This window comes from Scandinavium hiltneri, from assembly GCF_024764835.1.
Classification (GTDB): Bacteria; Pseudomonadota; Gammaproteobacteria; order Enterobacterales; family Enterobacteriaceae; genus Scandinavium; species Scandinavium hiltneri.
In genome coordinates, this window is the sequence record NZ_JALIGE010000064.1 from 1 (window position 1) to 13,019 (window position 13,019).

Below are 13,019 nucleotides of genomic sequence, written 5' to 3' on the forward strand. Positions count from 1 at the left end.
CAGCTTGCTTAAGAATGGCCATGATCTGGCTGTCGGTAAAACGTGATTTTTTCATAGAGGTCTCCCCGGTTCAGATTACGAGAAAATTCTACTTATAAACACACCGGTTTTTCGGGGGGATTACCCATCAGTATTCGATTTTCAGGATTGCAGTTTTCACACAATACCTGAAAATTAGAGAACTCAAGTGCCAGCTGCGGGTATTTGCTACGGGGTTTAATATGATCAACATGTAGCTTCACGCCATCTCGACGAGAACGCCCACAGTAAACACATTTCGCAGCATATTTTTTTAACACTTTATAACGAAGGATTTTCCATTTACCAGATTTATAGAAATCAACATCGTGTTGAATTCCGGTAGACCTCGCCAGATAACAAAATAAGCGCAATTATGCGACAGGGCTCTCAGATACTGGGTTTGTGGACTTTTGGAGGCGTTAATAAAAGAAGTGAAACTGGAGCGGGTGAAGGGAATCGAACCCTCGTATGCAGCTTGGGAAGCTACCGTTCTACCATTGAACTACACCCGCGAAAGACGCGCCCGTAAAAGGGGTGAAGGCATTATAGACTTAACGCCTTCACTGACAAGCCTTTCTGCAATTAAGTGGCGATAATATAACCGTTTAGCATTTCGGTTTGCTGCCCTGCGGTGGCAAATAACGCAGCGGATCGATAGCGGTGGCGCGGTAGCGAATCTGGAAATGCAGCTTCACAGAGTCGGCATCGCTGTTGCCCATGGTGGCAATCTGCTGGCCGATCTTCACCGACTGCCCGTTGTTAACCATCATTTTATCGTTATGCGCATACGCGGTGATGTAATCATCATTGTGCTTAATCATGATCAGATTACCGTACCCGCGCAGCTGATTCCCGACATACACCACTTTGCCCGCGCCGGAGGCGTAAATCGGCTGGCCACGCGAACCCGCGATATCAATCCCTTTGTTGCCGCCATCGGCGGTGGAATAGCGCAATACCACTTTGCCGCTGGTCGGCCAGCGCCAGCAGCGTTGCCCTACCGGCGGCCAGGAAGACTGCGGCACAGCGGAAGATGGCGTGACTTTTGCCGTCCGGCTGCCGGAGGATTTTTTCGATCCCGAGCTGCCACTCACTTTCAGACGCTGTCCCACTTCGATGGTATACGGCGGTGAAATGCCGTTCATGCGGGCGAGGCTGCTGACGCTGGTGCCGGTCATGCGAGAGATTTTTGACAGCGTATCGCCGCGTTTTACGGTATACACGGAGCCGCTGTAGCTGCCTTCGGAGCCTGATTTACTGCCGGAACAACCAGCCAGAATCAGCCCAATAAACAGGCACAGAAAAAGGCGTAATGGGTGTTTCATCAGGCGTCCTGCTCTCAAAGCGAGTCCTCGGTGTCGAAAAAATGGATGGCATATGATACCAGTCGTAGCCCGTATGCCAATGTTTAGCATTGCTTTTTGATAAACAACCCTTTGGCAAAAATGGCGCATCACATCCAAAACCCATCCCCTCTGACGCCCTGGGCATTCAGCCTGAGAAAGATTGTCGTATAATAAAGCCCGGTTATATGACTGAGATATTGTGTCCGGAGAAGCGATGAGCAGGCAAGAGCACGTCATTTTACTCGATGAGCAGGGAGCAGCTATCGGCACCCAGGAGAAGTATGCCGCCCATAATACCGCCACACCGCTGCATCTGGCCTTTTCCTGCTGGTTGTTCAACGCAAAAGGTGAGCTGCTGTTAACCCGGCGAGCGCTCAGTAAAAAAGCCTGGCCAGGCGTCTGGACGAGTTCAGTCTGCGGTCATCCCCAGCTCAATGAAACGTCAGAAGAAGCGCTTATTCGACGTTGTCGATATGAAGTGGGTGCCGAAGTAAAGGACATCACGCCCGTCTACCCGGCGTTCCGCTACCGGGAAATTGACAGTTCCGGCATCGTTGAGAATGAAGTCTGCCCGGTGTTTGCCGCTCAGGTGACTAACGAGATAATGCTAAACAGAGATGAAGTAATGGAGTATCGCTGGCTGAACCTGGAAGATTTACGCCAGGCTATCGAGGCCGCTCCGTTCCTGTTTAGCCCGTGGATGGAACTGCAATTTACCCATACCCCGGCCCGAGATGCACTGTTCCAGTTCGCCCACGCCGTGTAACACGCAAGACATAAAAAAAGCCCGGTTGCTCAAGCAAACCAGGCTTTTTTACACCGGAGACCATGACGTCTCCGGTTATGTTCGACTTATTTAGTCGGACGCATTGCCGGGAACAGGATCACGTCACGGATGGTATGGCTGTTGGTGAACAGCATAACCATACGGTCGATACCAATACCCAGACCCGCCGTTGGCGGCAGACCGTGTTCCAGAGCGGTAACGTAGTCTTCATCGAAGAACATCGCTTCGTCGTCACCGGCTGCTTTCGCATCAACCTGGTCCTGGAAACGCTGCGCCTGGTCTTCTGCATCGTTCAGCTCGCTAAAGCCGTTGCCGATTTCACGGCCACCGATGAAGAATTCAAAGCGATCGGTAATTTCCGGGTTCTCATCATTACGACGCGCCAGCGGAGACACTTCTGCCGGGTATTCAGTAATGAAGGTCGGCTGAATCAGGTGCGCTTCTGCCACTTCTTCGAAGATCTCAGTCACGGTACGGCCCAGACCCCAGCTCTTCTCAACTTTAATACCGATTTCAGCCGCAATCGCTTTCGCCGCGTCGAAATTATCCAGGTCAGCCATGTTGGTTTCTGGACGGTATTTTTTGATGGCTTCGCGCATGGTCAGCTTCACAAACGGCTTACCAAAGTCGAAGGTCTGATCGCCATAAGGCACTTCAGTTTTGCCGAGAATATCCTGCGCCAGAGTACGGAACAGAGATTCGGTCAGCTCAATCAGGTCTTTGTAATCTGCATACGCCATATAGAGTTCCATCATGGTGAACTCTGGGTTATGACGAACGGAGACGCCTTCATTACGGAAGTTACGGTTGATTTCGAACACGCGTTCGAAGCCACCAACCACCAGACGCTTCAGGTACAGTTCCGGCGCGATACGCAGGTACATGTCGAGGTCGAGGGCATTATGATGAGTGATGAACGGACGCGCGGATGCGCCACCCGGGATCACCTGCATCATTGGGGTTTCAACTTCCATAAAACCACGGCCAACCATGAACTGACGGATACCCGCCATAATCTGGGAACGGACTTTAAAGGTGTTGCGGGACGTATCGTTAGCGATGAGGTCCAGATAACGCTGACGGTAGCGCGCTTCCTGATCCTGCAGGCCGTGGAATTTATCCGGCAGCGGGCGCAGAGCTTTGGTCAGCATACGCAGTTCGGTGCAATGAATGGACAGCTCACCGGTCTTGGTTTTGAACAGCTTACCTTTCGCGCCGAGGATATCGCCCAGGTCCCACTTCTTGAACTGGTCGTTGTATACGCCTTCCGGCAGATCGTCACGGGCAACGTACAGCTGGATACGGCCGCCAACGTCCTGCAGCGTCACGAAGGATGCTTTACCCATGATACGGCGGGTCATCATACGGCCAGCAACGGTGACTTCAACGTTCAGCGCTTCCAGCTCTTCATTTTCTTTGCTGCCGAATTCGGCGTGCAGCTGGTCGGAGGTACTTCCGCGACGGAAATCGTTCGGGAAAGCGATGCCCTGCTCACGCAGCGCAGCCAGCTTCTCACGACGAGATTTCAGTTCGTTATTAAGATCGACGACTTCGTCAGCGCCCTGTGCTTGTTGTTCAGACATATTGGTTCCTCATAACCCTGCTTTCAAACTTGCTTCGATAAATTGGTCGAGGCTGCCGTCCAGTACCGCCTGGGTATTGCGGGTTTCAACCCCGGTACGCAGGTCCTTGATACGGGAATCGTCCAGTACGTATGAACGAATCTGGCTGCCCCAGCCGATGTCCGATTTGTTATCTTCCGCCGCCTGCTTCTCAGCATTTTTCTTCTGCATTTCCAGCTCGTACAGCTTAGCTTTCATCTGCTTCATGGCCTGATCTTTGTTCTTATGCTGCGAACGGTCGTTCTGGCACTGCGTGACGGTATTGGTTGGAAGGTGGGTAATACGCACCGCAGATTCTGTACGGTTAACGTGCTGACCACCGGCACCGGAGGCGCGGTACACGTCGATACGCAGATCGGCTGGATTGATTTCGATATCGATATCGTCATCCACTTCCGGGTAGACGAAAGCGGAACTGAACGAGGTATGACGACGGCCACCGGAGTCAAACGGGCTCTTACGCACCAGGCGATGTACGCCAGTTTCGGTACGTAACCAGCCAAAGGCGTATTCGCCCTGAATACGGATGGTGACAGATTTGATACCCGCCACTTCGCCTTCAGACTCTTCGATGATTTCGGTTTTAAAGCCGCGCGCTTCTGCCCAACGCAGATACATACGCATCAGCATGCTGGCCCAGTCCTGCGCTTCGGTGCCGCCAGAACCCGCCTGGATATCGAGATAGCAATCTGCTTTGTCGTATTCACCAGAGAACATGCGGCGGAATTCCAGCTGTGCCAGCTTGTCTTCCAGCACGTCGAGCTCGGCGACGGCTTCATTGAAGGTTTCTTCGTCATCGGCTTCAACAGCCAATTCCAGCAGGCCGGAAACATCTTCCAGACCCTGAGACATCTGGTCCAGAGTTTCAACAATGGCTTCCAGTGAAGAACGCTCTTTACCCAGAGCCTGTGCGCGATCGGGTTCGTTCCACACATCCGGCTGTTCCAGCTCGGCGTTTACTTCTTCCAGACGCTCTTTCTTGGCATCATAGTCAAAGATACCCCCGAAGAACGTCTGAACGCTCCGTGAGGTCTTGAATGCGATTTTTTACCGGATTAATTTCAAACATGGTCGATTATCTTTTCTGGGCTTGTAAAAATGCGGTGATAAGAGCGGGATTTTAACGGATCTCCGCTCTTTTTTATAGGAAATACTGACGCTAAATTGGCCAGATATTGTCTATGATCAGTTGCAGGCTGCGGTTGCCACGAAACTCGTTGATATCCAGCTTGTAGGCCAGTTCCACTTCGCGCACGCCGTTATCCGGCCAGCAGGCGGTATCCACGTTAAACGCAATACCGTCGAGCAGTGGGCCACCGCCAACCGGTTCGACCATCACCTTCAGGTGACGCTCGCCCACCAGCCGCTGTTGCAGCAAACGAAAACGTCCATCGAACAACGGCTCCGGGAACATCTGCCCCCACGGGCCCGCATCACGCAGCATCTGTGCGATTTCCATGGTCATATCCGCCGCCGCCAGTGGGCCATCGGACACCACTTCGCCCTGTAACATCGCCGGGTCCAACCATTCGGTCACCAGTTCGCCAAAACGCTGCTGAAACTCGTCAAAGCGCGCCTCTTCCAGCGACAAACCTGCCGCCATCGCGTGACCGCCGAACTTGATCATCATGCCAGGATACAGCGTATCCAGGCGCTCCAGGGCATCGCGCATATGCAGACCCTGAATCGAGCGGCCGGAGCCTTTCAGCGTGCCGTCACCCGCAGGCGCAAAGGCAATCACCGGGCGGTGGAAACGCTCTTTGATACGTGAAGCCAGAATGCCGACCACGCCCTGATGCCATTGTGGATGGTACATGGCGAGACCGCCGGGCAGCGCTTCGCTGCTGCGCTCAAGTTTCTCGCACAGCGTCAGCGCTTCCGCCTGCATTCCCTGCTCGATTTCTTTTCGCGTCTGGTTCAGCGCATCCAGTTCATTAGCCAGCTGACGCGCTTCGCCAATATTGTCACTGAGCAGCAGTGCAACGCCGACGGACATATCGTCCAGCCGCCCCGCCGCATTCAGACGCGGGCCAAGCGCAAAACCGAGATCGCTCGCCGCCAGTTTTTGCGCGTCGCGATTAGAGACCTCCAGCAGGGCTTTAATGCCCGGACGGCATTTTCCTGCACGGATACGACTCAGCCCCTGCCATGTCAGAATGCGGTTGTTTGCATCGAGCGGAACCACGTCCGCGACGGTGCCAAGCGCGACCAAATCCAGCAGTTCTGCAAGGTTAGGCGCGACGATACCCTGCGCCTCAAACCAGCCGCGATCGCGTAAATGAGTGCGCAGCGCCAGCATCAAATAAAACGCGACGCCAACACCGGCCAGCGATTTCGACGGGAAATCACAATCACGCAGGTTCGGGTTAATGATGGCCTCTGCCGCAGGCAGCGTATCGCCAGGCAAGTGGTGATCGGTAACCAGCACGGGAATTCCCAGCGCATGCGCACGGTCGACGCCGGAGTGCGAAGAAATACCGTTATCGACGGTCAATATCATCTGCGCACCGCGGGCATGAGCCTGATCCACCACTTCCGGGCTTAAGCCATAGCCGTCTTCAAAACGGTTAGGCACCAGATAGGTGACATTGCTGCAGCCCAGCTGGCGCAGGCCCAACACGCTGAGCGCAGTGCTGGTTGCGCCATCGGCGTCAAAATCACCGACCACGACAATCCGTAGCCCTTCGCGAAACGCGTCGTAGAGCATCTCAACGGCTTTATCAACGCCGGAGAGCTGCTGCCATGGCAGCATGCCTTTGACGCTACGCTCGAGATCGGATGCACTCAGAACCCCACGGCTGGCATACAGCCGCTGGAGCAAAGGCGGGAGATCGGCCGGCAGCTGCGCCGAGCTGTCCGCTTCCCGGCGACGAAGTTGTATCTGTTGTTTCACGCCGATTATTTACCGCTGGTCTGTTTTTTATGCTCATCGAGGAAAGCTTTCATTTCCTTCGGACCCTGATAGCCCGGCACCACGTAGCCGTCGTTCAGCACGATTGCCGGGGTGCCGTTCACGCCAAACTGCACGCCCAGCGCGTAGTGGTTCGCGATATTAATATCGCAGCTCGCCGCCTGGACGCCTTTGCCGTTCATCGCTTCATCAAAAGCTTTGTTACGGTCTTTCGCACACCAGATGGATTTCATGTCCTGCTCCGCCTGGCTCTGCACGCCCTGACGTGGGAAGGCCAGATAACGCACGGTGATCCCCAGCGCGTTGTAGTCTTTCATCTCTTCATGCAGCTTGTGGCAGTAGCCGCAGGTGATGTCCGTGAAGACGGTAATCACATGTTTTTCCTGCGAGGCTTTGTAGACAATCATCTCTTTATCCAGCGCATTGAGTTTGCCCATCAGCAGCTGGTTGGTCACGTTCACCGGCTGCGCACCGCTGACGTCGTACATTGGGCCCTGGATGATGTGCTTGCCGTCTTCGGTCACGTACAGCACACCGCTGTTAGTCAGTACCGTTTTCATGCCAGCAACCGGGGAAGACTGGATATCCGTGCTCTGCACGCCAAGTTTCGCCATAGACTGCTGAACGGCTGCATCGTCAGCGTGAGCAGTACCGCACAGTGCCGCCGCCAGCAGGGAGAACATCGCTAAACCTTTTTTCATAACCTTTCCTGTCTCTTTCGTTTGCAGCTCACGCACGTGGGTGATGCTGTTGATGAAGTTGCCGCAGCCGCTCCGTGGCGACGTGCGTATAAATCTGTGTTGTCGAGAGATCGCTGTGACCGAGCAGCATCTGTACCACGCGCAAATCCGCGCCGTGATTGAGCAGATGCGTGGCAAATGCATGGCGCAACACGTGAGGTGACAGTTTTGCGCTGTCGATACCCGCCAGCACCGCATAATGTTTGATCCGGTGCCAGAATGTCTGGCGCGTCATCTGCTGGGCGCGTTGGCTGGGAAACAGCACGTCGATAGACACGCCGTTGAGCAGCCATGGACGACCGTGCTCAAGGTAATATTCCAGCCAGTAAACCGCCTCTTCGCCAAGCGGAACCAGTCGTTCTTTATTGCCTTTACCGATAACCCGCACCACACCCTGACGCAGGCTGATATCACTCATCGTCAGCCCGACCAGTTCGGTAACGCGAAGTCCGGTGGCATAAAGCACTTCCAGCATTGCTTTATCGCGCAATTCCAGTGGGACATCCACCAGCGGCGCCTGTAGCAGGCGATCGACCTGGGGTTCGCTCAGATCTTTGGGCAAACGCTGCGGGAGCTTCGGGGATGCCAGCTGCGCGCTAGGATCGTCCGGACGCAGTTTTTCCCGATACAGATGCTGAAAGAAGCGACGCATCGCGCTTAACAGACGGGCCGAGCTTGTGGCTTTGTAACCGCCTTCGACCCGCTCAGCCAGCAAGGACTGCAGGTCCGAACTTTGCACCGTTTCGCTCGTCAGGCTGTGTTTGTGCATCCATTCTACAACCATCGTTAAATCACGACGATAGGCGCTAAGGGTATTCTCAGCGAGGTTTTTCTCAAGCCAAAGCGCATCGAGAAACTGTTCGATTTGCGCGAGATCCTTTTCCACGTAGCCTCCTGTGGGTGCAGTCCGGCTCATTATGCCTTAAGGCGACGCCTTTCTGATACACTAGCGCAAAGTCATAGCAAGCACTGAGAGTTTTCGCGATGAAAATTGGCCTCTTTTACGGTTCCAGTACCTGTTATACCGAAATGGCAGCGGAGAAGATCCGCGACATTATCGGCGCAGAGCTGGTGACGTTGCACAATCTGAAGGATGATTCTCCTTCACTGATGGAGCAGTACGACGTTCTGATCCTCGGCATTCCGACCTGGGATTTTGGTGAGATTCAGGAAGACTGGGAAGCCGTCTGGGAACAGTTGGATAACCTGAATCTGGACGGCAAAATTGTCGCGATGTACGGCATGGGCGACCAGCTAGGTTACGGCGAGTGGTTCCTCGATGCGCTGGGCATGTTGCACGACAAGCTTATCAGCAAAGCGGTGAAGTTCATCGGCTACTGGCCGACAGAAGGATATGAGTTCACCAGCCCGAAACCGGTTATTGCGGACGGCCAACTGTTCGTCGGCCTTGCGCTGGATGAAACAAACCAGTACGACCTGAGCGACGAGCGCCTGCAGACCTGGTGCGAACAGATCCTCGGCGAAATGGCCGAACAGTTCTCCTGATTTGACGTTACTGTTGCGCTGGCTGTTGTAAAATAGTCCGGCGCAAATCCCGCCACTCTCCCGTATCCATACTATCTGCCGCCAGCCACAGGTGCATTTTCTTGCGTCCATCGACCCGCCGCAGACGCAGCATCATGCCGCTGTTCAGCACCCAGGGTGTACCCAGCAGGTCCCACTCCTGATTTTGCCAGCGTAGACGAGAATCTATCAGCAGTTTTATCTCTCCCTGAGTGCCGTTAATCCGCCGCTGGCTGCGCACGCAGTCGAATACCACCAGCGACAGTAACAGAAGCCATAATGGCGTATAGCTCAGCGGCCAGGGCATCAGCAAAATAAAAGCCGCCACCAGGCCGTGGAGTAATAAAGAGACCCATTGCGCGCGCCATGAGACGCGTAGATCAGATTGCCACAGGACCACGTTCCCGATTCCGTGTTTGAATAAGTTGCACCATCCGTTGCATTTCCGCATCCGCTGGCTTGCCATGATTCATTAACCAGTTGAACAAATCCGGGTCGTCGCACTCCAGAAGATGAATAAACAGCGCTTTATCGCCGTCGCTCAGAGTGTCGTACTCATACTCAAAAAACGGCATGATGGAAATATCGAGCTCACGCATTCCCCGACGGCATGCCCAGTGGATTCGGGCCTTATTGTTGATGTCCATGTTGTCCTTCCTGAATATCGATACAAAGTAGTTTAACGCGTTTTATTCACTTACATTACAGCAATATTGGTAATTGCGGCGTTGTTTCAGAGAAACTCCTCACAGAATGCAAGGTATTACATTATTTTCCCCGCCGCTGCGTAAAACAGAATAATGGCACAAATGGACTTCGGAAAGCGCTTGCAATGCGCAATAGCTCTTTTACCATTAGTCATTAACACTGCGTTAAGCTATTCAGGACATGACTATGGCTTTTACTCCTTTTCCTCCACGCCAGCCCTCTTCTTCTGCACGTTTGCCGTTAACGCTGATGACCCTTGATGACTGGGCGCTGGCGACACTTAGCGGTAAAGACGGCGAAAGTTATTTGCAGGGCCAGGTGACGGCAGATGTCGCACAATTGACCGAACATCAGCATTTGCTGGTGGCGCATTGTGATCCGAAAGGCAAGATGTGGAGCAATCTGCGTCTGTTCCGCGAACCGGAAGGCTTCGCCTGGATTGAGCGCCGCAATCTGCGCGACGCGCAGCTCACCGAACTTAAGAAATACGCCGTGTTCTCGAAAGTGAGCATTGCCGCTGACGACAGCCGTGTGCTGCTCGGCGTGGCCGGTTTCCAGGCGCGCGCGGCGCTGGCGAATATCTTTGCGACGCTTCCAGATAACGAAAATCACACCGTTCGCGACGGTGACAGCACCCTGCTGTGGCTGGAATACCCTGCCGAGCGTTTCCTGCTGGTTGTCAGTGAAGAAACGGCGCAGCGCGTGACCGACGCACTGCGTGGCGAAGCCGCGCTGAACAATAGCCAGCAATGGCTGGCGCTGAATATCGAAGCCGGTCTGCCGGTTATCGACACGGTAAACAGCGCGCAGTTTATTCCGCAGGCCACAAATATTCAGGCGCTTGGCGGCATCAGCTTTAAGAAAGGCTGCTATACCGGTCAGGAAATGGTGGCCCGTGCGAAATTCCGCGGCGCTAACAAGCGTGCGCTGTGGTCTCTGGCAGGAAGCGCCAGCCGCGTGCCGGAAGCCGGTGAAGACCTCGAACTGCAGATGGGTGAAAACTGGCGTCGGACAGGCACCGTGCTGGCAGCCGTTCAGCTCGATGATGGGAGCGTGCGTGTTCAGGTGGTGATGAACAACGACATGGAGCCTGACAGCGTGTTCCGCGTGCGTGATGATGCGGGCTCACTGCACATTGAACCGTTACCGTACTCACTCGAAGAAGCCTGACGAACCTGTCGTCGGGTTTAATTCGGCCTGACGACAGCAATTTTATACAAAACAGACGCGGAGGGGTGACATGTCTTTGAAAAACAAAGAGCAAACTCACTTCCACCGCATCGATGCGCTGGGTGGTATCGATATGCTGCAGGCGCGCTATTACAAGCAGCGCTTTGCCCGGCATGTGCATGACACTTTCTGCATCGGCGTTATCGATCAGGGTGCGCAGCGCTTTTACCGTTCCGGAGCCGAGCACGTGGCGCCGCGCGGAGACATCATTATCGTTAACGCCGACGATGTGCATACCGGCAGCTCTGAGCTTGAGCACGGCTGGGCATATCGCGCTATTTATCCGCACCCGGATATGTTGAATAACATTCTCCGCCAGGTGCCGGACGGCAAAGATTTCATCCCCTGGTTCCCCGACGCGGTTATTCACGATCCTGGCCTTTCAGAGCAGCTCCTGCTGACCTTCAGCATGCTCGATAAAGAAGGCAATAATCTGCTGAAAGAGACCCTGCTGCTCTCTTCCCTGACGCTGCTCAGCGTGCGTTATAGCCGAACGCGTAAAGCACCACTTGAACTTCCGGCGGCAACTCAACGCATTCTACGCGCGAAAGATTTCATGGATAGCTGCCCGGAAGAGGACCATACGCTGACCCGTCTGGCAGAACTCGCGGGGCTTAGCCACTGGCATTTCCTCAGACAATTTAAAGTGATCACCGGCATGACTCCGCACGCCTACCTGGTACAAGCGCGTCTGCGTAAAGCCCGCACGCTGCTGCGCCAGGGGTTAACCATTCTCGATACGTCTATCATCTGCGGCTTCACCGATCAGAGCCATTTCCACCGCCATTTTAAAAACTCCATCGGCCTGACGCCGGGCGAATTCATCAAGGCTTGACCTTGTATAGCCAAAATAATTCGAGTTGCATTGAGGCAGCCAGGTCGTTCATCGCGATGAGCTTACATTAGTAAGTGATTCGGGTGAGCGAACGCAGCCAACAAAGATGCGGCTTGAAGTATGACGGCTATAAGCAATAACGTTCAATACACTGTTCCGCTGCTCCTATAACGTTAACGGCATGTTCGTAAAGCCAGTGACGTATCCCATGAGAAAAGCCATCGCTGAATCCAGCGCGTATAATGAGCTGCAAAGTTCATCCCGTTCATCCTTCATGCGCGGTGCGATAGAGATGCTACCGCTGTGTGTGTCGGTTATCCCTTGGGGGATCCTCGCCGGTTCGATGGCGATTCAGGCAGGGCTGTCGTTCTGGCAAAGCATGGGTATGTCGGCGATAATCTTTGCCGGAGCCGCGCAGCTGGTCACACTTGGACTGACCATGACCGGTGCCAGCGTGTTAACCATTATCGTGTCGGTATTTTTCATTACCTCTCAGCACTTTATTTATGGTCTGACACTGCGGGAGTTTGTTTCCTGCCTGAAAGCAAAATTACGTCTGCCGATCGGCTTTTTATTAACCGATGAATTATTTGCCCTGAGTGAAACGAAAGACAAACGCGCGGAATTAACGCCGGGATATATGATAGGCGCCGGGCTAACGTTTTATCTGTCGTGGAATATATTCAGCTTTATGGGCATTCTCATGGCATCGTCAGTGCCAGACCTCGACAAATATCATTTAGATTATTCCATCGTGGCCACCTTTATTACCATCGTGGTACCGATGATCAAAAAAATCAGTACCCTGGCGGGCGTGACTATCTCGCTGGTGCTGTCGATGCTGCTGAGTTACTACCAGTTTGAAGGTGCCATAGTGGTGGCAGGCCTGTGCGGCATGCTCTCTGCGGTCGTTATATCCGCTATCGCCAAGGAGAAATAAATGAGCTGGATCCTGATTCTGACCCTGGCGTCCATTGTCTTTTTCAATCGCTACGTATTTCTTGAACCGAATGTGCCGTTGAAAATACCGGGAATTATTAGTAAAGCCTTAAAGTATTCCGCGCCGTGTTTACTGACGGCTATTTGTGGCCCAATTATTTTGATGGATCACGGCGTGGTTCGGGCTTTTCCCCTGAATCCTTATTTTGTGGCCGCCATTTTTAGCATCATCATTTCACTTGTCATCCGCAATATTGTCAGCGCCGTGATATTAAGCCTGGCGATATTTTATGGCATTAATTATGTTTTACAATAAGTTCAAGGCGATGCACAAGGCCATCCCGCCAGAGGTCAGC

Annotated in this window: 15 protein-coding genes and 1 tRNA gene; 6 read left to right on the forward strand and 10 right to left on the reverse strand. The window is 53.7% G+C overall.

Features of this window, described 5'->3' with window-relative positions; translation table 11 throughout:
• Positions 1-92 precede the first annotated feature (92 nt).
• From MUU47_RS23440 to actS, 3 genes are all read right to left on the reverse strand, one after another.
• Entirely contained in the window at positions 93-299 is a 207-nt protein-coding gene (locus tag MUU47_RS23440) for an HNH endonuclease (RefSeq protein ID WP_374684733.1), read from the reverse strand.
• A gap of 160 nt (positions 300-459) precedes the next feature.
• A tRNA-Gly gene (locus tag MUU47_RS00640) sits at positions 460-533 on the reverse strand.
• 93 nt (positions 534-626) lie between these two features.
• Positions 627-1,364, reverse strand: a complete 738-nt coding sequence (actS, locus tag MUU47_RS00645) for an amidase activator ActS (RefSeq protein WP_159773858.1) — start codon at positions 1,362-1,364, stop codon at positions 627-629.
• Between the two features lie 217 nt (positions 1,365-1,581).
• Between actS and idi the strand changes: the two genes are divergently transcribed.
• Positions 1,582-2,133 carry an isopentenyl-diphosphate Delta-isomerase gene (gene idi, locus MUU47_RS00650; protein ID WP_258986187.1) on the forward strand — a complete coding sequence of 184 codons (552 nt, stop codon included), beginning with the start codon at positions 1,582-1,584 and terminating at the stop codon, positions 2,131-2,133.
• Positions 2,134-2,219: 86 nt separating this feature from the next.
• On the opposite strand, the gene lysS is transcribed toward idi, so the two are convergent.
• The 5 genes from lysS to xerD all read right to left on the reverse strand — a co-directional run bounded on the left by lysS (position 2,220) and on the right by xerD (position 8,313).
• Positions 2,220-3,737 (reverse strand): lysine--tRNA ligase, encoded by a 1,518-nt coding sequence (gene lysS, locus MUU47_RS00655; protein ID WP_258986188.1) that lies wholly within the window; start codon positions 3,735-3,737, stop codon positions 2,220-2,222.
• Between the two features lie 9 nt (positions 3,738-3,746).
• Positions 3,747-4,845 (reverse strand): peptide chain release factor 2 gene (gene prfB, locus MUU47_RS00660; protein WP_159773864.1). Its coding sequence is split into 2 segments (ribosomal slippage): positions 3,747-4,769 and positions 4,771-4,845, totalling 1,098 coding nucleotides; the frame shifts between segments, so codons are not numbered across the junction.
• Between the two features lie 90 nt (positions 4,846-4,935).
• Entirely contained in the window at positions 4,936-6,669 is a 1,734-nt protein-coding gene (gene recJ / locus MUU47_RS00665; protein ID WP_258986189.1) for a single-stranded-DNA-specific exonuclease RecJ, read from the reverse strand.
• A gap of 5 nt (positions 6,670-6,674) precedes the next feature.
• Complete coding sequence (dsbC, locus tag MUU47_RS00670; RefSeq protein WP_258986190.1) at positions 6,675-7,388, reverse strand: bifunctional protein-disulfide isomerase/oxidoreductase DsbC; 714 nt, start codon at positions 7,386-7,388, stop codon at positions 6,675-6,677.
• 28 nt (positions 7,389-7,416) lie between these two features.
• Positions 7,417-8,313, reverse strand: coding sequence for a site-specific tyrosine recombinase XerD (gene xerD, locus MUU47_RS00675; protein WP_258986191.1), 897 nt, complete (start codon positions 8,311-8,313; stop codon positions 7,417-7,419).
• A gap of 98 nt (positions 8,314-8,411) precedes the next feature.
• On the opposite strand from xerD, the gene fldB reads away from it, so the two are divergent.
• A complete protein-coding gene (gene fldB / locus MUU47_RS00680) occupies positions 8,412-8,933 on the forward strand; it encodes a flavodoxin FldB (RefSeq protein WP_159758477.1) in 522 nt (173 codons plus the stop codon).
• Positions 8,934-8,940: 7 nt separating this feature from the next.
• On the opposite strand, the gene MUU47_RS00685 is transcribed toward fldB, so the two are convergent.
• Both MUU47_RS00685 and sdhE read right to left on the reverse strand, forming a co-directional pair.
• Entirely contained in the window at positions 8,941-9,351 is a 411-nt protein-coding gene (locus MUU47_RS00685) for a protein YgfX (RefSeq protein ID WP_159773874.1), read from the reverse strand.
• Positions 9,332-9,598 carry an FAD assembly factor SdhE gene (sdhE, locus tag MUU47_RS00690; protein WP_258986192.1) on the reverse strand — a complete coding sequence of 89 codons (267 nt, stop codon included), beginning with the start codon at positions 9,596-9,598 and terminating at the stop codon, positions 9,332-9,334. Before sdhE ends, MUU47_RS00685 begins: the two co-directional genes overlap by 20 nt.
• Positions 9,599-9,845: 247 nt before the next feature.
• On the opposite strand from sdhE, the gene ygfZ reads away from it, so the two are divergent.
• The 4 genes from ygfZ (at position 9,846) to MUU47_RS00710 (ending at position 12,979) form a co-directional block, all read left to right on the forward strand.
• Positions 9,846-10,829: a tRNA-modifying protein YgfZ gene (gene ygfZ / locus MUU47_RS00695; RefSeq protein WP_258986193.1), complete on the forward strand. Its 984-nt coding sequence runs from the start codon at positions 9,846-9,848 to the stop codon at positions 10,827-10,829.
• 70 nt (positions 10,830-10,899) lie between these two features.
• The gene (locus MUU47_RS00700; protein WP_258986194.1) at positions 10,900-11,724 is read left to right on the forward strand and encodes an AraC family transcriptional regulator; all 825 of its coding nucleotides are present in this window, start codon (positions 10,900-10,902) and stop codon (positions 11,722-11,724) included.
• Between the two features lie 208 nt (positions 11,725-11,932).
• Complete coding sequence (locus MUU47_RS00705) at positions 11,933-12,664, forward strand: AzlC family ABC transporter permease (protein ID WP_374684732.1); 732 nt, start codon at positions 11,933-11,935, stop codon at positions 12,662-12,664.
• The gene (locus MUU47_RS00710) at positions 12,665-12,979 is read left to right on the forward strand and encodes an AzlD domain-containing protein (RefSeq protein ID WP_258986195.1); all 315 of its coding nucleotides are present in this window, start codon (positions 12,665-12,667) and stop codon (positions 12,977-12,979) included.
• The last annotated feature ends 40 nt before the right edge of the window (positions 12,980-13,019 follow it).